General features: G+C 53.6%; 22 protein-coding genes, 3 tRNA genes and 2 rRNA genes. 14 read left to right on the forward strand and 13 right to left on the reverse strand.

Annotated elements, in window-relative coordinates:
* The first annotated feature begins 100 nt into the window (after nucleotides 1-100).
* Nucleotides 101-556 (forward strand): nuclear transport factor 2 family protein, encoded by a 456-nt coding sequence (locus tag JMJ04_RS06525; protein ID WP_201369725.1) that lies wholly within the window; start codon nucleotides 101-103, stop codon nucleotides 554-556.
* 86 nt (nucleotides 557-642) lie between these two features.
* Here the strand turns inward: JMJ04_RS06525 and JMJ04_RS06530 are convergent, their stop codons facing one another.
* Nucleotides 643-1380: a ThuA domain-containing protein gene (locus tag JMJ04_RS06530; RefSeq protein WP_201369726.1), complete on the reverse strand. Its 738-nt coding sequence runs from the start codon at nucleotides 1378-1380 to the stop codon at nucleotides 643-645.
* A 269-nt stretch (nucleotides 1381-1649) separates the two neighbouring features.
* Between JMJ04_RS06530 and JMJ04_RS06535 the strand changes: the two genes are divergently transcribed.
* The 5 genes from JMJ04_RS06535 (at nucleotide 1650) to JMJ04_RS06555 (ending at nucleotide 7238) form a co-directional block, all read left to right on the forward strand.
* Nucleotides 1650-2537, forward strand: a complete 888-nt coding sequence (locus tag JMJ04_RS06535) for a proline iminopeptidase-family hydrolase (RefSeq protein ID WP_201369727.1) — start codon at nucleotides 1650-1652, stop codon at nucleotides 2535-2537.
* A gap of 320 nt (nucleotides 2538-2857) precedes the next feature.
* Nucleotides 2858-5029 carry a copper resistance CopC/CopD family protein gene (locus JMJ04_RS06540; RefSeq protein ID WP_201369728.1) on the forward strand — a complete coding sequence of 724 codons (2172 nt, stop codon included), beginning with the start codon at nucleotides 2858-2860 and terminating at the stop codon, nucleotides 5027-5029.
* A 47-nt stretch (nucleotides 5030-5076) separates the two neighbouring features.
* A complete protein-coding gene (locus tag JMJ04_RS06545; protein ID WP_201369729.1) occupies nucleotides 5077-5220 on the forward strand; it encodes a hypothetical protein in 144 nt (47 codons plus the stop codon).
* Nucleotides 5221-5223: 3 nt separating this feature from the next.
* A complete protein-coding gene (locus tag JMJ04_RS06550) occupies nucleotides 5224-6432 on the forward strand; it encodes a DUF2851 family protein (protein ID WP_201369730.1) in 1209 nt (402 codons plus the stop codon).
* On the forward strand, nucleotides 6429-7238 hold the full coding sequence (locus JMJ04_RS06555) for a pseudouridine synthase (RefSeq protein ID WP_307811646.1): 810 nt from the start codon (nucleotides 6429-6431) through the stop codon (nucleotides 7236-7238). The genes JMJ04_RS06550 and JMJ04_RS06555 overlap by 4 nt, the downstream gene beginning before the upstream one ends.
* Before the next feature lie 81 nt (nucleotides 7239-7319).
* Here JMJ04_RS06555 and JMJ04_RS06560 read toward each other — a convergent pair whose 3' ends face one another.
* Complete coding sequence (locus JMJ04_RS06560) at nucleotides 7320-7592, reverse strand: hypothetical protein (RefSeq protein ID WP_201369731.1); 273 nt, start codon at nucleotides 7590-7592, stop codon at nucleotides 7320-7322.
* A gap of 245 nt (nucleotides 7593-7837) precedes the next feature.
* On the opposite strand from JMJ04_RS06560, the gene cmk reads away from it, so the two are divergent.
* Both cmk and JMJ04_RS06570 read left to right on the forward strand, forming a co-directional pair.
* Nucleotides 7838-8524: a (d)CMP kinase gene (cmk, locus tag JMJ04_RS06565; protein WP_201369732.1), complete on the forward strand. Its 687-nt coding sequence runs from the start codon at nucleotides 7838-7840 to the stop codon at nucleotides 8522-8524.
* A complete protein-coding gene (locus JMJ04_RS06570) occupies nucleotides 8505-9344 on the forward strand; it encodes a lysophospholipid acyltransferase family protein (RefSeq protein ID WP_201369733.1) in 840 nt (279 codons plus the stop codon). The genes cmk and JMJ04_RS06570 overlap by 20 nt, the downstream gene beginning before the upstream one ends.
* Before the next feature lie 54 nt (nucleotides 9345-9398).
* On the opposite strand, the gene JMJ04_RS06575 is transcribed toward JMJ04_RS06570, so the two are convergent.
* Both JMJ04_RS06575 and JMJ04_RS06580 read right to left on the reverse strand, forming a co-directional pair.
* A complete protein-coding gene (locus tag JMJ04_RS06575) occupies nucleotides 9399-9641 on the reverse strand; it encodes a DUF2630 family protein (protein WP_201369734.1) in 243 nt (80 codons plus the stop codon).
* A gap of 164 nt (nucleotides 9642-9805) precedes the next feature.
* The gene (locus tag JMJ04_RS06580) at nucleotides 9806-13504 is read right to left on the reverse strand and encodes a UvrD-helicase domain-containing protein (protein ID WP_201369735.1); all 3699 of its coding nucleotides are present in this window, start codon (nucleotides 13502-13504) and stop codon (nucleotides 9806-9808) included.
* Nucleotides 13505-13734: 230 nt separating this feature from the next.
* Between JMJ04_RS06580 and JMJ04_RS06585 the strand changes: the two genes are divergently transcribed.
* Together JMJ04_RS06585 and JMJ04_RS06590 are read left to right on the forward strand one after the other, a co-directional pair.
* A complete protein-coding gene (locus JMJ04_RS06585; RefSeq protein ID WP_201369736.1) occupies nucleotides 13735-14448 on the forward strand; it encodes a hypothetical protein in 714 nt (237 codons plus the stop codon).
* A 93-nt stretch (nucleotides 14449-14541) separates the two neighbouring features.
* Nucleotides 14542-15327 carry a type III pantothenate kinase gene (locus JMJ04_RS06590; protein ID WP_007912172.1) on the forward strand — a complete coding sequence of 262 codons (786 nt, stop codon included), beginning with the start codon at nucleotides 14542-14544 and terminating at the stop codon, nucleotides 15325-15327.
* A gap of 115 nt (nucleotides 15328-15442) precedes the next feature.
* On the opposite strand, the gene JMJ04_RS06595 is transcribed toward JMJ04_RS06590, so the two are convergent.
* The 6 genes from JMJ04_RS06595 to JMJ04_RS06620 all read right to left on the reverse strand — a co-directional run bounded on the left by JMJ04_RS06595 (nucleotide 15443) and on the right by JMJ04_RS06620 (nucleotide 18237).
* Nucleotides 15443-15516, reverse strand: a tRNA-Ile gene (locus tag JMJ04_RS06595).
* Nucleotides 15517-15554: 38 nt separating this feature from the next.
* Nucleotides 15555-15671 (reverse strand): 5S ribosomal RNA (rrf, locus tag JMJ04_RS06600).
* Nucleotides 15672-15694: 23 nt separating this feature from the next.
* Nucleotides 15695-15770: transfer RNA gene (locus JMJ04_RS06605), tRNA-Ala, on the reverse strand.
* An 18-nt stretch (nucleotides 15771-15788) separates the two neighbouring features.
* Nucleotides 15789-15862, reverse strand: a tRNA-Ile gene (locus JMJ04_RS06610).
* Between the two features lie 161 nt (nucleotides 15863-16023).
* Nucleotides 16024-17502: ribosomal RNA gene (locus tag JMJ04_RS06615) — 16S ribosomal RNA — on the reverse strand.
* Between the two features lie 288 nt (nucleotides 17503-17790).
* The gene (locus JMJ04_RS06620) at nucleotides 17791-18237 is read right to left on the reverse strand and encodes a DUF6249 domain-containing protein (protein ID WP_201369737.1); all 447 of its coding nucleotides are present in this window, start codon (nucleotides 18235-18237) and stop codon (nucleotides 17791-17793) included.
* Between the two features lie 150 nt (nucleotides 18238-18387).
* Here JMJ04_RS06620 and JMJ04_RS06625 point away from each other — a divergent pair, with 150 nt between their 5' ends.
* From JMJ04_RS06625 to JMJ04_RS06640, 4 genes are all read left to right on the forward strand, one after another.
* Complete coding sequence (locus tag JMJ04_RS06625) at nucleotides 18388-19026, forward strand: RNA polymerase sigma factor (RefSeq protein WP_201369738.1); 639 nt, start codon at nucleotides 18388-18390, stop codon at nucleotides 19024-19026.
* Between the two features lie 2 nt (nucleotides 19027-19028).
* The gene (locus JMJ04_RS06630; RefSeq protein ID WP_201369739.1) at nucleotides 19029-19613 is read left to right on the forward strand and encodes an anti-sigma factor family protein; all 585 of its coding nucleotides are present in this window, start codon (nucleotides 19029-19031) and stop codon (nucleotides 19611-19613) included.
* A 202-nt stretch (nucleotides 19614-19815) separates the two neighbouring features.
* On the forward strand, nucleotides 19816-20694 hold the full coding sequence (locus tag JMJ04_RS06635; RefSeq protein ID WP_201369740.1) for a UbiA family prenyltransferase: 879 nt from the start codon (nucleotides 19816-19818) through the stop codon (nucleotides 20692-20694).
* 81 nt (nucleotides 20695-20775) lie between these two features.
* Nucleotides 20776-21840 carry a class I SAM-dependent methyltransferase gene (locus JMJ04_RS06640; protein ID WP_201369741.1) on the forward strand — a complete coding sequence of 355 codons (1065 nt, stop codon included), beginning with the start codon at nucleotides 20776-20778 and terminating at the stop codon, nucleotides 21838-21840.
* A gap of 146 nt (nucleotides 21841-21986) precedes the next feature.
* On the opposite strand, the gene JMJ04_RS47960 is transcribed toward JMJ04_RS06640, so the two are convergent.
* From JMJ04_RS47960 to JMJ04_RS06650, 3 genes are all read right to left on the reverse strand, one after another.
* Nucleotides 21987-22115 carry a hypothetical protein gene (locus JMJ04_RS47960; protein ID WP_255552896.1) on the reverse strand — a complete coding sequence of 43 codons (129 nt, stop codon included), beginning with the start codon at nucleotides 22113-22115 and terminating at the stop codon, nucleotides 21987-21989.
* Nucleotides 22116-22128: 13 nt separating this feature from the next.
* Nucleotides 22129-22527, reverse strand: a complete 399-nt coding sequence (locus tag JMJ04_RS06645; protein WP_201369742.1) for a type II toxin-antitoxin system death-on-curing family toxin — start codon at nucleotides 22525-22527, stop codon at nucleotides 22129-22131.
* A gap of 370 nt (nucleotides 22528-22897) precedes the next feature.
* Nucleotides 22898-23560 (reverse strand): HNH endonuclease, encoded by a 663-nt coding sequence (locus tag JMJ04_RS06650; protein WP_201369743.1) that lies wholly within the window; start codon nucleotides 23558-23560, stop codon nucleotides 22898-22900.
* Between the last annotated feature and the right edge of the window lie 87 nt (nucleotides 23561-23647).

A 23647-nucleotide genomic window follows, 5' to 3' on the forward strand; every position in this document is an offset into this window, starting at 1 on the left:
GGGATGGTAGGCACAAGCAGGGATCTACTTCTCGCCTCCACAAAGCGTGTCTCTCTTAGAAGCGTTATAACATCCCTGGCATAGAGAGGAGCATATCAGGATGAGCGAGAGAGAGATCGAGATTGTGCGTGATTTTATGTCGGCGCTTGACAATAATGAGCAGGACATCTATGAGGGCTACCTATCCGATAACTTTGTTTTCTCGGGCTGGACCCCCAGGCCACTAGACCGACATGGATTTTTAGAGGTTGTACACGCGCTTGAGGAGGGTTTTCCCGGTCTCACCTATAATTTGCACAATGTGTTGGAGGAGGGTGAAAACAGAGTCAGCGCGACCTGGCAGGTTACTGGTTATCAAAGTAATTCATTTATTATTCCAGTGTTGGGGACGCCACCCATCCCACAAACCGCCCAGAGCATCTCCATGCCCTCGGAGAATGTCAACTACATTCTGGGTGATGAGAAGATACAGCGTATCGAGGTCGAGCAGATTTATGGTGGCGGCATCAAAGGCTTGATCGCGCAATTGGGGATCGATATTCCCATCATACAGTGAAAAATGGCAAGAGATAAAAAAGTGATGCGTCCTGGTCGCCTATTGCGACCAGGACGCATCACTTTTTTATCTCTTGTCAAATTGGCTTATTTGGAACCTTCCAGGGCGGGAGTATTGCCAAAGACGCGGGGCAGCCCAGGTGTGGGAGCAGCCCAGTGCACGCCATTCACAATTACGCGCTGCACATCTTTATTATGGTAGGTTGGCAACGTTTCGTGGCCAGGGCGGAAATAGAAGATCTTGCCGCGACCTCGTGTATAGCAGGCGCCACTACGGAAGACCTCTCCACCAGTAAACCAGCTAATAAAGACTAGCGTCTCGGGGGCGGGAATGTCGAAGTGCTCGCCGTACATCTCCTCCTCTTCGATCTCAAAGTAGTCGCCCAGGCCCTCAGTAATGGGGTGTCCTGGCGCGACCACCCAGAGGCGCTCACGATCACCGCTCTCGCGCCACTTGAGGTCGCAGGTTGTGCCCATCAACTTACGGAAGATCTTGGAGAAGTGTCCCGAATGCAGCACGATCAGACCCATACCGTCCAGTACGCGCTTGTACACGCGCTCGACGATATCATCACTGACATCGCCATGTGCCATGTGCCCCCACCAGGTCAGCACATCCGTTGAATCCAGCACTTCCTGAGTCAGGCCATGCTCTGGCTCATCAAGAGTCGCAGTGCGCACCTCCAGGCCTGCCTCGCTGAGGAAACCAGCGATAGTTTTATGAATACCTTCCGGATAGTGCTTCTGAACCTCTTCGCTGTGGCGTTCGTGGCGAAACTCGTTCCACACTGTTACACGTAGTTTCGTGGATGAACTTGCAGTCATCGCACCCTCTTTCTAGCTTCTCTACATGAACTTATTTTCACTACAGCCCTCTCCAACTCCTGTAGGCAAGGGCCAGTTCACCTTCATTGTAACACTTGCGCTCAGCAATCAACCAGATATCTCTCAGTACTTCCAGGGTTTTACTGTTTTCCTCTGTCACCTGCCTCGGCTCGCAAGCTCGCCAGGGGTGAAGGGATGTGATGGCTGACTTGCAATGGTATGACAATAATATAGAAACATACAAATATATTTTGCATGAGGAGATTTGCATGGACATGATAGATCAGCTTATTCATGAAGGCTATGCGCCCTGCCATGAGTATCGGACATGGTACCGGATCTTTGGCGACCCAGCGGCGAAACCTCCTCTGCTAGCCATCCATGGTGGTCCGGGTATCACTAGCGAGAGCCTCTGCCCGCTTGAGCAGTTGTCGCAAGATGGGCGGGCCGTGATCGTGTATGACCAGCTTGGAGCTGGCTACTCAGGCATTCCTGCTACGGAGAGCACCAGCCTGGCCCTCTTCCTTGAGCAGTTAAGGCAGCTTATCGTCCACCTGCGCGAGAGCATTGGTCTCACGCGTTTCCACCTCTTTGGCCACTCCTGGGGCGGAGTTCTGGCGATGGAATACGCTTTGGCACAGCCCGCGGAACTTCTGGGACTTATCCTTGCCAGCACTCCAGCCAGCGCGCCGCTGATGTGGAGCGAGCGCCAACGGCTATATGAGGAGCAGGCGCCCGATATCAAACAAAAACTCTATGATCCAGAGCATGGCTATCAGTACTTTCGCAGCCGCTTTGTGTGCCGCCTTGATCCACTTCCAGAGAGCTATGTGCGCGCCACTCAGCAGACGAATACTGAACTTAATGCCCATATCTGGCAGCAACTGGCCGAATGGGATATCTGCGACCGCCTGGCACAGATTACAGCACATACCCTGATCACGGCCGGATGCCACGATGGTATGACTAATCAGCAATACACCATCTTGCAGCAGGGCATTCCTGATAGCCAGCTCAAGCTTTTTTCAGCAAGCGCCCACTATGCACACCTGGAGGAACCAGAGGCGTATCGCGCTACGCTCAGCGCCTTTCTAGAACGGATTGAGCACGAGCAGCACGAGCAGAGCCGTGGCATTATCCAGGTGAAACTTGTCTAACAGTACCCACGTACATATAGAACCTAATATGTTGCGACATACGGCTGCCTGAGGTACAATCCACATACATACATCTATCCAAACTTCCTGTCCGTGTAAAACTAAGATATATTTGTTCCACAAAATAGGCATGCGTATAGCTGGTAGCTGCATGTACTGGCTGTTTTTTTAAGATCTTATTCCGAAACCCAACGTCACTGGCGTACCTAGCGTTTCCCCCATTCGGGGACCACCTAATCCCCATTCGGGGGCACAGCGGCCACGCGCTCAGGGTTTTCGGATCAGAAGTAGATAGAGAAAAGTAAGGCTTCAAGGTCATCATGCAAAAGCGCAGACTGCTTGTTATTTTACTCTCATGTATCCTGGCTCTGGTGATGCATATGGGCTGGCTACTCTGCACGCCCCCACCAGTGGCGCAGGCGCATGCCTTCGTCATTGGTTCTGACCCGGTCGATGGCTCAACAATCGCCAAAGTCCCCAGCGTCGCACACATCACTTTTAATGCTCCAATCAGTACACTCAGTAGCGCGCATATTTACTCGCTACAGAAGGGAACGCTTGTCGATGTTACCGATGGACAGCCCAGCGTCTCTCATGCCAATCCACGCCAGCTCAACATTCCCCTCCAGTCCCCCGATTCTCTGCCCGAAGGTAGCTATGAAATCAAGTGGGTCGCGGTCGCGGCGAATGATGGACAAACAACCAACGGTATTATTGGCTTTGATGTGGCGGTCTCCAGCCTGGGTATCTCGGGACAGAAGGTGCTTGGCCCGGCAACAAGCAATAATCTCTATGGCACAGGAGGCTCTCGCCAATTCACGACTCTGAGCATCCTGAGCGTAGGCTGGGACTGGCTCGTTCTCATCGCACTCACCTTCTGGATAGGCCTGCTTATCACAGAGAACTGGATTCTTGCCAGGCAATCACGTATTCAATCGTTGCTTGAACGCGCCCGCAAGCGCACCACCTCGCTACAATGGCTCTGCTTATGTGCGCTGCTGATTGGTGAGTGTGTGACCTTTATCCTGCATGTGGCTCAGATGTCGCAGACGCTTGATAGCAGCTTCTCTTTCAACTCTATGCTCGCCATGCTCCTGCAAACCACATACGGTATGCTGCTCATCATCCGTCTGGCGCTGATCCTCGTCGCGATGGGCCTCCTCTATTGGACGCGGCGCATAAACCTGAAGAACTATCCAGCCACTCCCACCCCACGCCTAGTCACACGCACCGGAGCGTTGGGTTCAATCACAGGCTCCCTCAGTCCAGTCACAGGGCAGCTTAGTATTGTCACTAGCGCGACGCGTGCGCTGAACACAACGGGTGCAAGCATTACCAGTTCGCTGAAGCAACCTACCGGCTCAAATCCAGGCAAGAAGGCCTCGAACCCTGGGAAGCGCTCATCCAATCCAGGGACGACGCGTAGCCTGACGCACGATACGCGCGAAGTAGCACGCGATCAGGAGAGCAGGCTGGGCAGGCTCGCCCCTTCACAACATGGCTACGCGCCAATATGGCTCGTCCTGGGCGGCTTGATCCTGCTCACGCGTTCGTTCTCAAGCGAGGCCGCGCAGGTCTTGCAACCACATGCTAGCGCAGTCCTCTTCGATTGGATCAGCCTGGTCAGCCTTGGCATATGGTTGGGTGGGCTCACCTACCTGGGCTTTATCCTGTTTCCGCTCCTCTCAGCAGTCGAGCGAGATCACTACGCCGATGCCCTAGTAGTCATCCAGCGACGCTTCACGCCCTTCCAACTGGGTAGCATCGCGGCGCTCCTGGCAAGCGGTTTCTACCTCTGCGAAGCCAGCATTCCGAATCGAGAGGCGTTCTTGCAAGATCCCTATGGGCGCACGCTACTGATCCTGTTTGTGCTCCTCGTGCTGATGTTGATCTTAAGCTGGGTCGGCATGGCGGTATTACGGCCTAAGTTGATGCGCCAGGCGCTCTTCCTACCGGTCGTCACCTCCGACCTGCCCACGCGCCGCGCTCGCCAGTCCGTCTTGCTTAACACAGGGCGCACGCTAAAACAGGTGGTCAGCGCGCAGTCGATCATAGGTGCTGGGGTGCTGCTCTGCCTGGCGCTCCTGACCTTTTACGCACCCCCTATTGTCTATCCCGAGGTAAACTACAGCGCCAGCACGTCTCAAGCAGCCAGCGCCCCAGCTACGCAGACGCGCCAGGTAGGCGATCTCTCGCTCTCGCTACTGGTGACGCCAGCCAAGCTCAACGAGAGTAATACAGTGGTCCTGACCATCAAAGATGCAGCGGGGCAGCCCGTCACCGATGCCCAGGTAACACTCACCCTCAACATGGTGGCCATGGATATGGGAACGACACAGACAGTCGTCAAAGGCAACGACAGCGCAACCTATGTTGCCGTCTTTGATAAGCAACAGACCTTTAGCATGAGTGGCGTCTGGACGATTGATGTCAAGGTCGCACGGACCGGACATGATCCAGTCCAAACACAGTTTCAGGTAAATATCAATTGATCAGGAATGTAGACGAAATTAGTTTGAAGGTGGGAGGCGGTTCTTCGATGACAACACCTGAGCGTCAATCTACGGGGAAAGCGCGAGCGCTCGCCGCTCGCGCCATCGCTGAAGCAACAGAACAGGCCATTCGCGGCACTATCAAGCAGGTCAAAGCGGTAAGCACCATGAAAAAGCGCAGAGAGCGGTAAGCGATGCTTCTCCTTGCCGAGCAGTCATACAGGCATCTGCCGGATGAGATAGAGGTTGCGCGCCGCTGGTGGCACCTGCCCCTGGATACGCTTCTACCTCTAGATACAGGCGAGACTTATCAACTCCTCTTCTCCGGGCGCCCGGGCGGCTCTAAAGGTCCAGATATACGCGACGCGGTCCTACGCCCCCTAGCATCTTCCTCGCCGCTAGCCCCGGCTGGCCTGCGCCAGGTTCTCCAGGCTCCGCGCCTCTGTGGCAATGTTGAGTTTCATGTGCGCGCCAGCGATTGGTATAATCATCACCATGAGAGCGATAGGCGCTACAACCAGGTTATACTACACATCGTCCTGCGCTACGATATCACTCAGCCTATTCTGCGCCAGGATGGGCTAAGCATTCCCACCTGCACCCTGGCAGACCTGCCCGCCGAGGAGCAGGCCCTACAGCTTCTAGGAGCAGGCCTGCCCCCCTGGCCCTGCCAGGAAATCATACCAGCCCTGACAGAGAGTGAGCGCCAGCAACTCCTCCATCGAGCAGGCTTACTACGCTTTGAGCAAAAGAGCGAGCTATTCAGTACCCAGCTACGTGCGCTCTCTACGCACAAACATGACGACGAGACCCTCTATGATCACTACCTCTTGCCAGCCCTCGGCGAGGGCCTGGCCTATGGGCGCGACCGGGCCTTCTTCCGCGCTACATCCCTACGGCTCATGGGCATTCCTGGCATCCTTCCCGAACCGGAGGGGCGCGCCACACGGCCAGCCCCCCTGGATGCCCAGCGCCTACGTGCGCTCCGTCACCTGATCGAGCAGGCACAGATAACGCCACTCTGGCAGCGTTTACGAACTATACTCACACCAGGAGAGGCGCATGGTAGCCTACCCAGTATCTGGCCGCTCCGGCGTATCTTCACCCGGCTCAATCTCAGTCTTGCACGCACTGATATACTAATTTGCAATGTGGTCTTGCCCTTCGCGGCAGCCGTCGCTCTACGCGAACAAGATATTGTACTATATGAATGCGCACGCCAGCTCTACACCAGCTATCCAGACCTGCCATCCAACCAGGTGACACGTATGATGAGCGCGCAGCTTCAGCTATCTGGTGAGCCAGGAGGAGCCTGCCAGCAACAGGGACTACATTACATTTATCAACAAACCTGCCGCACCAAAGAGTGTACGCAGTGGAGCGCGGGTCGAAAGGCACTATGAAGCAGAGAGAACAAGCGGGTTCCGACATGCCCGAGGAATTATCAGTACAGGAGCAATCTAGCAATCAGGAAGCCCAGGGCGAGCGCCTGGCCCGCTTTCTGGCTCACGCGGGCGTGGCCTCACGTCGTCATGCCGAGGAGTTGATCGCCCAGGGGCGCGTGCGCGTCAATGGCACCATTATTACCGCGCAAGGCACACGCGTACAGCCGGGCCAGGACCGCATCGTGGTTGACGGAAAAGAGATCCAGGCGAAGGCGCCGCATGCCTACCTGCTGCTCCATAAACCCGCGGGCTACGTCAGCACTGTTAGCGACCCAGAGGGGCGTGCCACGGTTCTGGACCTGCTTCCACCTGAGCTACGCAGCCTACGCCTCTACCCGGTGGGGCGCCTGGACCGCGACACCAGCGGACTCTTGCTGCTTACCAATGACGGAGCCTTCGCCCAGCACCTGACCCACCCGCGCTATGAGAAGGAGAAGCACTATGAGGTCCAGGTCAAAGGCATCCCCACGGAACGAACACTCCAGGCCCTACGTGATGGGGTAACCTTCACCGAGGACGATGGCAAGCACTACACCAGCTCGCCCGCGCGCGTGCGCAAACTCTCCAACACAGAGCAGAGTAGCTGGCTGACGCTGACCATTCACGAGGGACGCAAGCGCCAGGTACGCCGCATGCTCCAGGCCGTTGATCACCCCGTTCTGCAACTCAGGCGCGTAGGACTTGGCCCACTGACCCTTCGGGGTGTTGCACCCGGCAAGTGGCGTCATCTGACCCCTGCGGAGATCCAGTCCTTACTCAAGTAACCATTTGTTTACATAACCCATTCAGCCGGGTTGCCCTTCTCGTAATGGGCAATTCTTAGTCCAAATAAACTTTCTTACCCTTTATTTCCCATCATATTTTTGGCGCTGGCGCCCATCTATCTCTAGCTTAGTAAGGCTTTGGCGGATAGTGTATGACTCTAGCTTTTTAGAGCCTTCACCTTCAGACAGAGATGCAGAACGTCTTCTAGAAATATCGAGAAGAATGCAGGTAAGAAGCGCCCAACATAAAAGAATGGCCACTCGATAAAGGAAAAATGAGAAGAAAAACACGCATAAAACGAAAGCGATGAGAAGGGAAATCAAGCTAACAATCATGACCAAGTTTCTACTCATAATAGATCCTCCCTTTATCACTTTACAAGAGACAACAGGCTAAGGAAGATGCGTTCACTATACTTCATAGTAAACGTAAGTAATTCTTGTGAATAAAATCTCTCATTGCGCCTTTAGTCATTAAATACATTATCATTGATATCGCCAACTTCCTTTTGTAAGGAACCAGCCCAGCTAGCCAGAGGCGTCCATCAATAACGTGTGATATAATCCCCTTCAGATATACAACACAAAGTGGAGGACTCATGCGAGAGCCGGGATGTATCGCCATTGATGGACCAGCTGGCGCAGGAAAAAGTACCATAGGAGAACACTTGGCCAGGCGGCTGGGCTATCTATACTGCGATACAGGAGCGATGTATCGCGCCATTGCCTGGCTTGCCTTACAAAAGGGAATAGATCTAAACGATGGCCCTACGCTTGGCAAGTTAGCTGAGCAAAATACCATTCTTATTAGCAAGCCCCAGATCGCCGATGGGCGTCAATATACCGTCATCATTCAGGGTCATGACATTACCTGGGATATTCGCAGCACGCAGGTTGGGCGCGCAGTCTCACCCGTCTCGTCGCATCCACAGGTACGCTCTATTTTGATCGCCCAGCAGCGAGCCATTGGCTTGCAAGGGCATATCGTCATGGTTGGACGCGACATTGGTTCGGTGGTCATGCCCGACGCGGATCTTAAGATCTACCTGACCGCCAGCTTGCGCGAACGCGCCCGTCGCCGCCATACAGAGATGGTCGAGCGCATGGGTGAGCATAATCCCGCGCTCCCCAGCCTGGAAGAAGTCATGAGCGACGTTGAGCGCCGCGATAACACTGATCGCAAAAACATGCAACCAGCGAAGGACGCTATTATCATCGAGACAGATAATCTCGGCATCGAGCAGGTGCTAGATAAAATTTGTCACTATGTGGAGGGAAACAAATGAACCAGGAGCAGCAAGCTCAGCCGGCCCCCAGACGCCTCCGCCCACTGGCACAAATGGCAGTGACGGCCTGGAGGCACCCCAGAAGACCGTCGCCCAGGCCCCCGTGCCCAAGGCGAAACCTGAGAAGAATCTCTATGATCCGTATGTGACCCCAACGGTGCTCTATAACGCCATCCGCACAGTGGCGATCATCCTGCTCTCGCTTGTCTCGCGTATCAAGCTACGCAGTCGCTACAACATTCCTAAAGAGGGTCCCTTTATCATTGCCAGCAATCATCTCTCCTGGACCGATGTTCCCCTGGTCCCCCTCTTCATTCCAGGGAAAGTCGTCTATATGGCGAAAGAAGAGCTTTTCCATAGCAAGGTTGGCTGGCTGGTGCGCTTCCTGGGAGCCTTCCCCGTCAAGCGAGGTGAGGCCGACCGTCGAGCGCTCCGCGCGGCAGATGAACAGCTTAAGAAGGGCAAAATCTTTGTTATCTTCTCTGAAGGCACACGTAGCCGCTCCCATACCCTCGCCAAGGGCAATAATGGTATGAGCTATATCGCGCTGCGCTCTGGCGTCCCCGTGCTTCCTGTCGCCATTCATGGCAGCGAAAACGTCCTGAAGAAGTTTGGCGCGAAGGTGACGATTACCTACGGTAAGCCAATCGTCTTTACGCCGAAGAATGGGAAAAAGGTTACCAACGAGGACATTGAGGAGACCACGAAAACGATCATGTACACCATCGCGTCGATGCTGCCCGCGCAGTATCGCGGCGTCTATAGCGATCTACCTCCTGAGTTCGCGGAGAAAGCCCCCGCGACTAAGCAAGCAGCATAAAACAGTAAGAGAATGTGAATGGGCGCCGCGATTGCGGCGCCCATTCACATTCTCTTACTGTTTGTAATGCTCAACGATGTTGGGGTCGCGCACCTGGGCTGCTTCGGGATCTTGCCCCGCGTTGCGGCGCGCGCGGCGCTGACGCAAGAGGTCCCAGCACTGGTCTAGCTGGACTTCTAGCTGGTGAATACGCTCATGCTGGTTGTCTTGTAACTCCCCATTCTCCTTCTTCTGCATCAGCTCATGCTCTTCGTTGACCAGTTCTTCTATATGTTTGAGAATACCTTGATCATTCATGCAATTCCGCCTTTCTCCTGTGACACACTCTAAAATAGCCTGCACACAAGGTGTGTTTCTCTACATTCTACCCCATTATTCGTGACTGGCGCATCGCTATAAGTAACACCATACGTAGTGTATTTGCGTGACACCTCGCGCCCATCACACACTCCTTACCCTTTTTAAGCTGGGCAGATGAAGAAGAATGGGCAGGTGGGGCAGCGGGAGGGTTCGGCGGGGCGCGCGGGATACTCGTCGTGTTCAATACCCTCGATACATTGCTCCAGTTCGCCGTAGAGGCTCTGCTCCTTCTTCTCGGTCAACTTCATAGGTATGGTCTCGCCAGTGCTCATATTATGGCTGTGGAGTTCGACCGGACGCCCAGGATGGTGCTGGCGCGATGCCAGTGTATAGAAGAGTTCACGAGTGTCTGCCTTCGGTTTCTCCTTGCTCTTGCCATAGCGCGTGCGCACAAAGCGCAATGGCCCCTCCTCCTGTGGCTGTGAAGAGCTCTCAATACGATCCACAGTCACGCGTACGGAGCGACCAGCGAGGTCCACATGCAGGCTCTCGCGCATGGACCATTGGGTCTCGCTCTGCGTTACCAGCTTCTGGCGCATTCCCTCTACGACCTCAATACCATGCGCTTCATACATAGGCGCGAAGGGCATATCTTCCCCTCCCAGTTCGCGCCAGTGTCGCTTGTAAAGCGCTTCCAATTCCTCAAATGTGGGCAAGGCCCCCTGACTATCAGTCATACTCGCTAGTTGTTTATGCAGCACTTCAACCGTTTGCTGGGTTGCCTGAAGGAAGAGGCGGTAGGCATCGGCATCACCATCGAAATGATAGATTGTACTGTAGGCATATTGACGAGGACAGCGGCGATACATCTCTACCAAAGATGAGCTGAGGTCAGTGGGACGCATCCGGTCCAGAAAGCGCTCGCCAGGCTGTATCGAGATCGGCTTGAGGGATTCCTCTACACGCTCCTCAATCTCGCCATGGGCCTCCCAGGCAAGTTGCGTCAAACGTTCCTGGGGCATCGCGGCCTCCAGGGGATCAAGGAAAAGGGAGCGCTTATACGACTTCTTGCCATAACGCTCGCTATAGCTCAGCACCAGGTGATCGCGCGCGCGTGTTGCACCAACATAAAAGAGGCAGGCTTCACCACTATCATGAGCGGCGCGCCCAGTGTTTTCCGCTAGCAGCATTCCATCAGGCGCGTTGACAGCGCTTGAGCGATAGGTCAGGGGAAATCTATTCTGCACCAGGCCCGGCATATACACCACAGGAAACTCCAGTCCCTTGCTAGCGTGGACCGTCATGACCTGAATGATATTCGCTTCTTCTTCATCCTCGCCCTCACCACTCTCACGCGTGGCCCCATCCTGACGCAGCACCACTAGCATACTAAGGTACTCCAAAAAGCCTTTCAGGCGCGCCTCCATAGAGAGCTCTTCCAGAGATACAACTTCCTGGCCCTGAACCCTGCGCTGCGCCTCCAACTGCTGGTCATAGTGCCTAGCTAGTTGGAGCAAGCGATCATAATCCAGCAGCAGGCCTTTCGCGACCTCGTCCTCCGGGTGGCACAGGAGATCACGCACCAGGCTGGTCTCCTGGAGGAGATACTGGCTCATACAGGTCCAGGTATCATTACACTGCTGCAAGGTACGCATACTGCTGACTAGGCGCTGCAACGTGTTTCTTCCCTCTGCGCTGATGTCAAGGGAAAACTCTTCGCTGAGCAGCAGGCCGTGCGGACTGACCTGGCGCTCGTGGGCGGATAGCAAGAGGGCCTCTATATCCGCCTGGGTGAGGCGATAATCGGGCAGGCGCGCCACGCGCAATAACCCCATGCCACTCTCATTACTCAACAACAGCAGCATTCCCAGCGCGTCCTTTACGTGCTCCTGTTCCAACGTGCCAGCGCGTTCATGAGTGGGCAAGTCCGCCTCCAATAGGGCACGCGTGATCTTCTGAGCCTGGCTTCGCGTCCGGCAGAGCACCATCATATCTTTATAGTTATACCCCTGGCGGCGCTTATGCTGAATATCCGCGATGATGCCCGCGACCTCACTGGCCTCATTGCTCGCCTGGGCGAGTGTAACATATGGTCCGGTCTCTGCCACACGTGCCGGCTGATTTTTGCCTGGTTCCTGGCCCTTATCCAGGTAGGTACAACGAAAAGCCTCCGCCAGAGAGACGAGATCCGGGCGCGAGCGATAGTTACGACTGAGCGGTAGGATCACCGCACCGGGGAAGTCCTGGGCAAACTGGCTGATATTCGCGGGTGAGGCGCCCCGAAAGCCATAGATGGCCTGATTCGCATCTCCCACAACCCAGACGCGACCGGCCTCGCCTGCCAGCACACGTAAGAGGACGCCACTGGCTCTATTCATATCCTGAAACTCATCAACCAGGACATACTGATACACCTGCTGCTGTTCCGCCAGCACCTCTGGATGCTCACGAAGCAGGCGTACCGTCAGCAGCAAGAGGCCACCAAAATCGCAGTCGCCACGCCGCCCCAGGGCCTGCTCGTAAAGCGTATAGACCTGGGCAATCTCCAGGGCCTTCTCTGCGCGCTCAAGGGCCTCAGTATCATCCTGTCCCTGCGCCAACTCAAACATAGTTTGCGCCAGGCGCATATACTCCTCGGGTGTTATCAGTTCATCTTTCGCCCTGGAAATGGCTTTGAGCATATCGGGGAAATAAAAGGTAGGTGCACTCAATTTGACATAGTGTTTTAAGCGCATGGAGTGCGACAACTGGCGCAGGAGGAAGTAGCCCTCGGCCTCATCCAACAGAGTAAAGCCCGGGCGCAGACCAACTAACTCGCCATAGCGGCGCAAGAGGTCGGCACAGAAGGCGTGAAAGGTGCTGACTTTCGGTAACTGCCGGGTCAAGACCTGAGCTAAACGTTCCTCCATCTCCTGGGCGGCCTTGCGCGAGAAGGTCAGGGCCAGAATCTGCGCTGGCGGTACCTGGAGCGTGTGCACCATATATTCGATGCGCCCAATTAACGTACTGGTCTTTCCGCTTCCAGGCCCCGCGACAATCAAGGCTGGTGTTGGCGCCTCAATAGCCGCTTGCTGGTAGGTGTCATAGCGCTTTTTGGCGGGACTGGAGGGCTGTGCCGCTGGCTTTGGGGCCTGTCGTGGGAGCGGCTTACTGAGTAGGGCATCTTGCAGAAAGCCAGCCAGGCGATTGAGCATCGCGGACTGTGAGACGCCGAAGCGGGCCGCCAGAGAGGCTGGTGCGACCTGTTCCTCCAGGTAGAGTCTGCGTACGCGCTCGCGTGGCATCAGCAATTCGGCGGCAAAGAGATTCGCGGCCAACTCCCGCTGGCTACGGGGATCATAGGTGAGTCCGAGACCCAGCGTCTCCTGGAGATGATCCTGGTCCAGCAAGTGCAAGTTCATGTCCTGCTCCTGACAGGGATCGGCACGTGTTGGCAGTGATAAAGCGGGTGTAGGAATAGACAGCAGGGTCTGTTGATAGCGCTCGGTCTCTGGCACCTGGCTCTCTTGTAGTGCTTGCTCGACCTCCTGGACCAGTTGCTGAATACGCGTAGTCCCCTGGCAATGCAGGATGGCATGCCCCAGTTCATGAGCCAATGTAAAGCGACGCAGCGTCTCATGCATATCCCGGCACAACCAGATCAGGTTTTCCTCCTCGTCGGGGTCCATAAAACCAAAGGTGCCATCCGGGTAATCTACGGGGTGAAATGTCTCTACATTCAGCTCAAGCCAGCGTACAAGCTCGTCTAGAGGGGTCTCGTCCTCTGTCCAGGAGGGATATTCTCTCCGAAAGGAGTGAAGCGCCAGTTGCGCCGCCCTTTCGGCAAAGGAAAACCAGTAGCTCTCTATCTCGCGATCCATTGCTCTCCATCTCGCCTTCAACCGCAAACATCCACGGGTAGCTTATTCGCACTCCTCATTTTACCATATTTACTATTATTAGTGTCCGGGGTGGGCAGAGAGGCACGGGCATTCCCCCGTGCCTCTCTGCCCACCCCAGGTGCGAATCTTCTTGTGCATGACATCTCACGTTCTGATATAATGTGTCGAATATAAGAACTAGCCTTACAGCGAAACTAAAGGAGTACGCCATGCAAGCAGAAGAAATCCTTGCGCAGGCCAGGTCTGGTGCCTATCCAAGCAACTGGACAGTTTTTCCAATTCTTCGTAAAAAGCTCCAGTGGGGTATTGCGGGTTGGGCCTTTGGCACTATTATAGGGCTGGGGCTATTCGCGCTCGTGCTACCCATCGTCATTCCCGATAACTTACAGCGCGGTCCAATCCTGATTATCTTTACTCTGCTTATGCTCGGAATGTTTCTCTTTATCGGGCTGGGCAGCCTCTGGACACTGGTGGTCGACATCAAGCGTCTTCTTACATCTGACAAACATATCTTTGTCTTCACCCCAGAAAATTTTATCAAGCAAGAGGGTGACAAAGTCGTCCAGGTCCCGATGGAAAACGTTGAGCATATCACAGCGCGTGGCGTGCGCAGTGCCAGTCGTACGATTAGTGAGGATGAGCAGGTAACGGTGCGCACACTACCCACAATGGGTGAAAATATCGCTGGCTTCTTCGTAGGACGCGGCGCCACCAGGAGCGGTCGCCAGTGGCAGAACAAGCGCACGCGCACGCCGGTATCGCTTGCCTTCCTCAACACAGAGAATAACAAGCAGGTCATCGTCGTACGCGATGAGGCGTATGGTAACCCGGAGGAGATTGGTGAGATACTGAAAGAGTACGCCGGGCGCAGACATACCAACGTAGCTCAGCACCAGGCATCCTCGATTTCCCAAAGCGAATAACACGGGTCCTCTCCGAAAACCTGAGCGCGCTAGCGCTAGCCGCGTGAGCGGCGTTGGTTTTCGCATAAGGAGGTATAAGAAAGCGGATTCTCCATGTTACTAGCAATTGATATCAGCAATACCAATATCAAATTTGGCCTGTATCTTAATGATACGATGAAGCATCACTGGGTTGTTTCAACATCACGCCAGCGTACTACTGACGAATATGCCATGGTGTTGAACGACCTGCTGCAACATGCCGGGCACCGCTTCAGTGATATTCACGATCTTATTTTCTCAAGCGTAGTCCCTCCCTTGACACCTGTCTTTCAAGAGCTGGCACTGCGCTACTGCCATAAGGAAGCCTTCGTCATCTCGCACCAGTTAGACCTGGGCATTGCCTTCCATATCGACAATCCCTGGGAGATTGGTTCGGATCGTATCATGACAACCCTCGCCGCACATCAGTTGTATGGCGGTCCCGCCCTGGTCATTGCCTTTAGCACCGCAACCACCTTTGATGTTATCTCACAGGAGGGCAACTTCCTGGGAGGATCTATTGCCCCTGGTTTGATGATCTCAGCAGAAGCGCTCAGTAGTGCGGCCTCGCGCCTCTTCCGCGTTGACCTGACGCCACCTCAACGTGCCCTGGGTAAGAACACCATTGAGAACATGCAATCGGGCATTATTTACGGACATGTAGGATTGGTTCAGGGACTGATCAAGCGCCTCTGCGCGGAGATTCCTGGCGTCACCGACCAGGGCGAGGTCAGGGTAATCGCACATGGCGGGCTGGCTCAACTCATGGCCCCTCTTATTCCTGAGATTCAATACATCAATCAATATTTGCCCCTGGAGGGTCTGCGCCTGGCCTATAATCGCCTGCGACGCAGTTAGTGTATGAAGAGAACATGATGAGCGGGCTGGCTCTGCCAGCCCGCTCATCATGTTCTCTTCATATCATGAAATAACAAAAAAGCCCTGGTATGAAACCAGGACCTTAAAAGGGAAATGGGCCTTCCTGGACTCGAACCAGGGACCTCAGTCTTATCAGGACTGCGCTCTAACCACCTGAGCTAAAAGCCCGTAATCGCAACCATGAAACCCACCCATACAGGCGGGTGGAGAGGCGATGTCCTATTTTCCCACGGGGCTGCCCCCGTAGTATCGTCAGGGCTGAAAGGCTTAACTACCGTGTTCGGGATGGGAACGGGTGTTTCCCTTTCGCTATGACCACCACTCCACCTGCATGTACAAATGGGTTTGGTGGAGATGAGGGGACTCGAACCCCTGACCTCTGCCGTGCAAAGGCAGCGCTCTACCAGCTAAGCTACATCCCCATACATCTTGGTGCGAAATGGGCCTTCCTGGACTCGAACCAGGGACCTCAGTCTTATCAGGACTGCGCTCTAACCACCTGAGCTAAAAGCCCGTGGACAAAAGCATCAAGTTGTTCAAACAACTCAAGAGTGGTAAGGCTTGCCAAGCAAGTCAGTAGCCTGGTGAAGATAAGTAGTCGTCAGGTTCCTCCTGATAAATCAGGGGGATCGACCTGGGAATGGATTGCCACAGTGGGCAATCACAGCTCCCTAGAAAGGAGGTGATCCAGCCGCACCTTCCGGTACAGCTACCTTGTTACGACTTCACCCCAATCACCGACCCCACCCTCGACGCCTGCCTCTCACAAGGAGTTAGCCTGGCGGCTTCAGGTGTTGCCGACTTTCGTGGTGTGACGGGCGGTGTGTACAAGACCCGGGAACGTATTCACCGTAGTGTGCTGACCTACGGTTACTAGCAACTCCACCTTCATGCAGGCGAGTTTCAGCCTGCAATCTGAACTGAGACCAGGTTTTTGAGCTTGGCTCCCCCTCGCGGGTTGGCATCCCTTTGTTACTGGCCATTGTAGCGTGTGTGTCGCCCAAGTCGTAAGGGCCGTGCTGACTTGACGTCATCCCCGCCTTCCTCCCGTGAGGGCAGTTCCGCCTAGAAGTTGTAATAGGCAGTAGGGGTTGCGCTCGTTGCGGGACTTAACCCAACATCTCACGACACGAGCTGACGACAGCCATGCAGCACCTGTGCAAATGTCCCGAAGGAACAGCGCATTACCGCTGGTGCATCTGCATGTCAAGACTTGGTAAGGTTCTTCGCGTTGCATCGAATTAAACCACACGCTCCGCTGCTTGTGCGGGTCCCCGTCAATTCCTTTGAGTTTTAATCTTGCGACCGTACTCCCCAGGCGGACCACTTATTGCGTTTGCGACGGCACGGAAGGGGTCGATACCTCCCACACCTAGTGGTCATCGTTTACGGCTAGGACTACCAGGGTATCTAATCCTGTTCGCTCCCCTAGCTTTCGCACCTGAGCGTCAGATGCTTCCCAGGACACTGCCTTCGCCATTGGTGTTCCTCCGGATCTCTACGCATTTCACCACTCCACCCGGAATTCCGTGTCCCTCTGAAGCCCTCAAGTCTCGCCGTTTCCAAAGACCTTTCCCAGTTGAGCCGGGAACTGTCACTCCAGACGTACGAAACCGCCTGCGTGCGCTTTACGCCCAGTAACTCCGGACAACGCTCGCCCCCTACGTATTACCGCGGCTGCTGGCACGTAGTTAGCCGGGGCTTGTTCCTTGGGTACCGTCCTTACTCGTCCCCAAGAAAAGCAGTTTACACTCCGAAAAGCGTCCTCCTGCACGCGGCGTTGCTCGTTCAGGGTTGCCCCCATTGACGAAAATTCCTCACTGCTGCCCCCCGTAGGAGTCTGGGCCGTTCTCAATCCCAGTGTGGCTGACCATCCTCTCAGACCAGCTACCGATCGTGGCCTTGGTGAGCTCTTACCTCACCAACAAGCTAATCGGCCACAGGCCCATCCCAAGGCGCCCTTGCGAGCTTTGCTTCCGAAGAAGCATATGCGGTATTGTCGGCGATTTCTCGCCGGTATTCCTCACCTCGGGGCAGGTACCCATGTGTTACTCACCCGTCCGCCACTCCCTCTCTTGCGAGAGGGCGTTCGACTTGCATGTGTTAGGCACGCCGCCAGCGTTTATCCTGAGCCAGGATCAAACTCGCCATTCAAATTTTTATAAAAATCTCACGCTGGAGATTTTCTATTCTTATTTGGATGACTTGCTTATCCTCATTGACAGGTTACTTGTACTTGTTTGTTTTCCTTACCACTCTTCAGTTGTTCAAAGTACGCTCGATGCTTTCGCATCCGGTGCGCTTTTCGGTATCCCGTCCGGCGCAAGTGGAATAATATCACTGCTCCGCACTCTTGTCAAGAGTTTTTTCTCGGATTTTTATAGATTTGGAAAATTGTTGAAAAATTGCTTCTTCCTGAGCTTCGCCCGGTTCAGAAAACGGCTAGCGTTTCTCCCCTGATTCGCGTTCAAGCTTGGCATTAAGCTGGATGACCTTGTTCTTCTCTTGCGCAGAACGCTCCTCACCTGTACTCACGCTTGCAGGCTCAAGATAGTAACTACCTACCAGTGCCAGACCCACACCGAAGGGAATCAACCCCGGGAGAAGCCAGGGCCCCAGATGCAGAGGCGCGCTATAAAACTGGGGCAGAAAGAAGCCGATTGGGTAGAGGCCCGCGGTTAAGGTTACCCCGATCATAGCGGTGATAAGTCCCGCCCGCAAGATACCTCGGCTACGACGCCTATTCGACATATTATCAGGGGTCAAGCCGTGCGAGATCATGGCCATCCGCTCCTTGTGCTGCAAATAGCGGATGAGCACAATGAAGGCGAAGAAAATGGCCAGGGCTATCAACCAGCCACCTAGTACTAAAATCACGTTTGCCGACATGCCTTTCTCCTTAGTTGAGCCTACGTTAGCTGCTCGTTATGATATGATACCGTAAGAAGGCTAGATGTTTCGCTTGCTATTTTCGTCTATTTTGCTGAAACTTTCTAGGTGCCTTCGTTCTCTAATAATTTTGTTATGGGTGAAATTTTCTTGCAATCGCCACAAAGCATAGGGATACCCCTGCCAAAGCTGGCCTCTTCCTATCCAGAACAGGTTGAGCAGGATGATGCTGCCCTGGTCACAGCCAGCCAGGCAGGGGATCAGGATGCCTTCGCCATCCTAGTACAACGCCACCAACGCCGGGTCTTTAATCTCGTCTATCGTATGCTGCAACAATACGAAGAGGCAAATGAGATTACGCAGGAAACCTTTCTCGCCGCCTGGCAGGGTCTCCCTTCCTTTCGTGGCGAGGCGCGTTTTTCAACATGGCTCTACCGCATCGCGTACAATTGTTGCTTAAAGCAGCTTGAGCAGCGCAAGCGCGATAAGGCGCTCCAGGTGGCCATGGAGGAGGAGCATCTGCTCGACCATGCTGGCGAGGAAGATGCCACCGGTTCCCAACTGGAAGCCGCCGCGCGCCAGAGTCTCGTGCAAGAGCATCTCGCAACCCTACCCGCCAAGTACCGGGTCGTACTTGTACTACGTCACCTGCAGGATATGACCTACGAAGAGATGGCTGACATTTTGCGTATGCCTATCGGCACAATCAAAACACATCTCTTTCGCGCCCGCAACCTGTTGAAAGAACGTATACAGGCCTTTGAACAAGATTGGAGAACGAGAGGTTGAATATGCACTGTGCCAAAGCTGTATTTTATATCCAGCTGTACGTTGATAAACGCCTGCCATTGGCAAAGTTGCGCCCGCTCGAAACACACCTCTCATCTTGTTCCGCGTGTCGTGAACACTTACGCTATCTCGAGATGGTCGAGCAGTCATTCTACTCAATGCAACAGGTCATTGAACCCGCCAATCTGACGCAGAATATTATGTTCCGGGTCGCGCGTTCAGTTCAACAGGTTGAACAGGCGCGCCAGGAAGAGCTTCGGCGCTCTGAATCAAACTTTTTTCCCTTGCGCATATCGCTCTCCGAGCTTCTCACCGTTCTATTTCTGGCTACTGTCGCCACGCTTGGCTTTTTCCTGGGGCAACCATCGCTACGCGCCATGCTTCCCCTTGCTAATGGGCATGACGCACTTTCCTACGCCTTCGTCAACGCCTGGAACCAGTTATTAAGCATTAACAGTAGTACATTGATGCTGATCTTTTGGATTGCCGGTACCGCTCTTGGGGTCTGGATTACACTTATGGCCGCCGGGAATGAGGTACGCACTATCTGGTTTAAGGCTGTTCAGGATCGCTTGCCCGTCTGGTAATGCCTCTGGGAGCCTGGCGCTCTGCTCCCAGAGATCTCGCCTTCTACACACCATGAAGTGATCTTGCTTATCCACATACCATCCTATCAACCAATATCGGTTTTCCCTGGCGTTCTTCCTAATAACACATAGCTAACATGTGCTGCCTACGCTTCGATGCCCGCGATGCACCCTACTTGCATGAAAGGATGTCGATATTTTCATGGAGATCGTAAAAAAGCGCCGCCCCCTGGCCATCGCCTGGGGCCTTGTACAGCTCTGTCATCCTCTGCCGGTTCTCTTTCATGCCATTGCCGTGACCATTTTTCTCCTGCTGGCCGCGTGGCCTCACTTTAACTGGCTGCTCATTCTCTTAGCGATCGCGGCCCATACAGCTATGCAGTGCTCAATTGCTGTCCTCAATGACTATTGTGATCGCCACCTGGATGCCGCGGGCAAGAAAAACAAGCCCCTGGTGCAAGGCCTTGTACGTCCTGGAGAGGCCCTGACCTTTGGCCTAGGACTCATGCTGCTGATGCTCCTGCTCCTGCTACCAATCAACATGCCAGCGCTCCTGATCTCGATTCTCTACCTGGCGTTTGGGCAAGCTTATAACCTGGGCTTAAAGTCTACACCTTTCAGTGGCATCGTCTTCGCGCTAGCCATCCCTCTCATTCCCATCTACGCCTTTGTAGCGATGGGTCACTTTCTACCACTACTCTACTGGCTAGTTCCCATCGCAGCCCTGCTGGGAGTCATCCTCAACCTCGCAAACTCGCTGCCAGACCTGGAAGAGGATGCCGCCAGTCACGCGCGTACTCTGGCGGTCTTCCTGGGGCTACGCGGGACGTTCTGGACCTGCCCGCTGCTACTGGTGCTGGGAGGATGTTTAATGGCCCTCCTCTGGTATACAGGCCTGGTACCCGCCCTTCCCAGTTTACTATTCTCAATCCTGCTGGTGGGAGGCCTACTCGTTCTCGCACTCAGCCTGTATTCAGGACCAGGCAAACCACGTGTAACGCGTAAGGGCTATTTCTACCTGGTCGTACTTACCTGCCTGCTTCTTGGCGGGGGGTGGATCGTAGCCGCTTTGCTGGCTTGAAATAGACCCAAAATAATTTCACATGACTCAAGGCCGAATGTCCGACCTATAAACTTCTATCAGGTGAGGAGATATTGTCTTATGCCGTTGCGTCTGACCCCACTGGAAGCGCTGCTCTCGCGCTTTAACATCCTGCCCACGCCGCTTTTTGATACACCGCTCGCGCCTGGAATCGCCAAGATGCTGGTAACGGCCTGCGAGCTGGGTCTCTTTGATAGCCTGAGCCAGAGACGGCAGAGTGCCGAAGAGTTGGCCGAGAGTCTGCACTGCCACCCCCAGGGAATCAAGCTGCTCCTCAACCTCCTGGTCTCGGCGGGCTACCTGCGTGAGCGCCGAGGTCTCTATGCTAATAGCCGGATGAGCCAGCGCTGGCTCACCAGTGACTCGCCCGTCAGTATCGCCCCCTACGTGGTACATAGCCCCGATATCGTCAATATCTGGGAACATATCGATGAAGTAATCCACACCAATAGCCAGGCCATGCGTATGCCCTACGAGGAAGACGCCAGTTCGCCCGAGATGAAAGCCATGCTAGCGCGCCACTACGCCGGCCTGGCCTCGCTTGCCACGGCCCTTGGCAGCGAGATCATCCGCCATATACGACTTCCCCAGGGCTCGACACGACTCCTGGATGTGGGAGGCTCCCACGCCGCTTATAGTGCGCTCTTCTGCCGAAAATATCCTGACCTTCAAGCTACCATCCTCGATATCAAGCCAGGACTGGAGGCGGGTGAGCGTACCGCCAAGCACATGCATCTGGAGGAGTGCATGCACTTTGTCTGTGGGGATATCGTCAAGGATGACTTCTCAACGCTCTTTGCTGAGCCCTTTGATGTCGCGCTCTACTTCCATATCGCGCACCTGCTCCAGCCCGACCTCAACCAGGCCATTTTGCGCAAGGTAGTTCAGACCCTGCGTCCCGGTGGTATGCTCGTCTTCGTCGACCAGGTCACCGACCAGACCCACGGTTCCCGCCTGGCCTCGCTCATGGTGCAATTTATGGCCCTGACCATGACCACCTGCGGCGGCACCTGCTACCCCTTCGCGACTGTCAAAGCCTGGCTGGAGGAGGCTGGCATGCACCAGGTACGCAGCTACCGCCTGCTCACCCCGGGCGCCTCCCTGATTGTAGCAGTGAAGCAGTAAATATTGAAAAGAAAGACAAAATAGCGCGTTGCTACACTGTTGCTACATTTACAAGATATTTCAGATTTAAGAGACAAGGAGGTGTATCAAATAACACAAAGACGAGGAGCTAGCTTATTAGCTGGCTCCTCGTCTTTACCTTAGTATTAACGATCTTTGAGGTACTCAAGTTCTTTAGCAAACTGCTTCATAGAAATCTCAATGGCTTTTTTGACTGGCATTGCAGGTTTCGGTTTCCTGCTGTTTTTTTTGCTTTTTACGTCCTTCTCCGTCATGACACCCGCCTCCTTAGTCATGATGTGGTTGAATATGTGCCCTCAACCATTGTAAAAAACGCTCTCTATCCTTACTTACCACAAGCCATTCAATTTCCTTTGCGTAGATCAACTCATCTTCTTCATTAGCATAGACGATTTTTAGATTGTTCACAAGGAGGAAAGTTGACCCAGATATAAGAGCTGTGCGTTTGTTACCATCAACAAATGGGTGATTAAGTACGATCCGCTCTATGAGAATGGCAGCTTGCGTTACAATATCGACTCCCTCATAATAAGCAGATTGTTGAGGTGCGTTGATCGCACTCTCAAGTAAATTAATATCTCTAATGAGAGCATTGTATCCTAAAAGCCTGTTTATCTCAAGAAGCAAGTCGCGTTCTAAATAGTATATTTCTCTCTCTTCTGCCATGGACCATCCCTCCCTAGATGGTGGGCCAAACAACTGTTACCATCAATACAACGTGTGAGATCAAGTGATTTAAGGGCGATGAGAAAGAGAGCGAGAAAACCGGCTCATTCGCGTTTTGCTCTCAAGTAGAGCCTGCCGTAACTGGAGCTTTTTAAAGGCGAGCATAACAAAAGACGAGGAGTCCTTTATGAAAAGGCTCCTCGTCTTTACCTTAGTCGGGGTGAGAGGATTTGAACCTCCCATTGCGGCTTTTTGGCCTAGCTTTGAAGCTCTGTTCGTGGTCTTTTTGAGCTTGAGAGTGGGTTATTTTTGTACATTCTTGTCTAACTTTTAAGATATGTGTTGAACGGTTTTGCTCTCAGTTTTGCTCTCAATTATTGCGTTTACGATGAGTTGATACAAGTCCTCTTAGCTCTTCAAGAGATAAGATTGAATCTGGATAGCGGTGGACCATTCTGTGGCAATTAGAACAGAGAACAGTCATGTCTGTTTTGGGATTGATTGTTACTGACCCTCCTAAAGAACTTATGGGCCGTAAATGATGGACTTCAATGTAGCCAGCTCCTCGCGGGCCATAATAAAACTCGAAGTCAAAATCGCATCCTTTGCAAATTGTTCCGTGTATTTTTACTGCTTGCTTTCTTAGAGTTGCATCTCTCTCGTAAATGTTTACATACCTTTGTTTCTTTCCCCCTTCATATCCTTCAATAATGTTACCTTCTTCTACCTTTATGGCGATAAGATCAGTTAAGGTATCTAAATAGCGTTTTCTTATTGCCCAGTGTCCGGCACTTAAACCTTTGGGGGCATAGAAAATGTCATCTTCATCTGAATTCTTGATTGTGTGAAATGATTTTGTGTCGCTGGAATGTTGTTCGATAGTTCTTCTTACTGTAGCTTGCCAATGAGCGTGTTCGAGATTCATGATGCCTCGTTTGGATATTTGTTCATAAATAGCTTTTAGAGTACCTTCACCTCCAAGATCAATGAGCGCATCGATGATCTCGTTTATCCATAATCTAGGCTGAGGCATTGTATTTCTCCTGTATTTGGAATAATTGATGCGTTTATTTTAGCATAATACTTATCTAATGGGTAAGAGCAATTTTGGACATAATAG

Origin of the sequence: Ktedonobacter robiniae (assembly GCF_016587375.1) — a bacterium.
Lineage (GTDB): Bacteria > Chloroflexota > Ktedonobacteria > Ktedonobacterales > Ktedonobacteraceae > Ktedonobacter > Ktedonobacter robiniae.

Excerpts from the sequence above, each read along its gene's own strand:
- JMJ04_RS06525 (WP_201369725.1), top strand. The coding sequence starts at position 101 with ATGAGCGAGAGAGAGATCGAGATTGTGCGTGATTTTATGTCGGCGCTT.
- JMJ04_RS06530 (WP_201369726.1), bottom strand. The coding sequence starts at position 1,380 with ATGACTGCAAGTTCATCCACGAAACTACGTGTAACAGTGTGGAACGAG.
- JMJ04_RS06535 (WP_201369727.1), top strand. The coding sequence starts at position 1,650 with ATGGACATGATAGATCAGCTTATTCATGAAGGCTATGCGCCCTGCCAT.
- JMJ04_RS06540 (WP_201369728.1), top strand. The coding sequence starts at position 2,858 with ATGCAAAAGCGCAGACTGCTTGTTATTTTACTCTCATGTATCCTGGCT.
- JMJ04_RS06545 (WP_201369729.1), top strand. The coding sequence starts at position 5,077 with ATGACAACACCTGAGCGTCAATCTACGGGGAAAGCGCGAGCGCTCGCC.
- JMJ04_RS06550 (WP_201369730.1), top strand. The coding sequence starts at position 5,224 with ATGCTTCTCCTTGCCGAGCAGTCATACAGGCATCTGCCGGATGAGATA.
- JMJ04_RS06555 (WP_307811646.1), top strand. The coding sequence starts at position 6,429 with ATGAAGCAGAGAGAACAAGCGGGTTCCGACATGCCCGAGGAATTATCA.
- JMJ04_RS06560 (WP_201369731.1), bottom strand. The coding sequence starts at position 7,592 with ATGAGTAGAAACTTGGTCATGATTGTTAGCTTGATTTCCCTTCTCATC.
- cmk (WP_201369732.1), top strand. The coding sequence starts at position 7,838 with ATGCGAGAGCCGGGATGTATCGCCATTGATGGACCAGCTGGCGCAGGA.
- JMJ04_RS06570 (WP_201369733.1), top strand. The coding sequence starts at position 8,505 with ATGTGGAGGGAAACAAATGAACCAGGAGCAGCAAGCTCAGCCGGCCCC.
- JMJ04_RS06575 (WP_201369734.1), bottom strand. The coding sequence starts at position 9,641 with ATGAATGATCAAGGTATTCTCAAACATATAGAAGAACTGGTCAACGAA.
- JMJ04_RS06580 (WP_201369735.1), bottom strand. The coding sequence starts at position 13,504 with ATGGATCGCGAGATAGAGAGCTACTGGTTTTCCTTTGCCGAAAGGGCG.
- JMJ04_RS06585 (WP_201369736.1), top strand. The coding sequence starts at position 13,735 with ATGCAAGCAGAAGAAATCCTTGCGCAGGCCAGGTCTGGTGCCTATCCA.
- JMJ04_RS06590 (WP_007912172.1), top strand. The coding sequence starts at position 14,542 with ATGTTACTAGCAATTGATATCAGCAATACCAATATCAAATTTGGCCTG.
- JMJ04_RS06620 (WP_201369737.1), bottom strand. The coding sequence starts at position 18,237 with ATGTCGGCAAACGTGATTTTAGTACTAGGTGGCTGGTTGATAGCCCTG.
- JMJ04_RS06630 (WP_201369739.1), top strand. The coding sequence starts at position 19,029 with ATGCACTGTGCCAAAGCTGTATTTTATATCCAGCTGTACGTTGATAAA.
- JMJ04_RS06635 (WP_201369740.1), top strand. The coding sequence starts at position 19,816 with ATGGAGATCGTAAAAAAGCGCCGCCCCCTGGCCATCGCCTGGGGCCTT.
- JMJ04_RS06640 (WP_201369741.1), top strand. The coding sequence starts at position 20,776 with ATGCCGTTGCGTCTGACCCCACTGGAAGCGCTGCTCTCGCGCTTTAAC.
- JMJ04_RS47960 (WP_255552896.1), bottom strand. The coding sequence starts at position 22,115 with ATGACGGAGAAGGACGTAAAAAGCAAAAAAAACAGCAGGAAACCGAAA.
- JMJ04_RS06645 (WP_201369742.1), bottom strand. The coding sequence starts at position 22,527 with ATGGCAGAAGAGAGAGAAATATACTATTTAGAACGCGACTTGCTTCTT.
- JMJ04_RS06650 (WP_201369743.1), bottom strand. The coding sequence starts at position 23,560 with ATGCCTCAGCCTAGATTATGGATAAACGAGATCATCGATGCGCTCATT.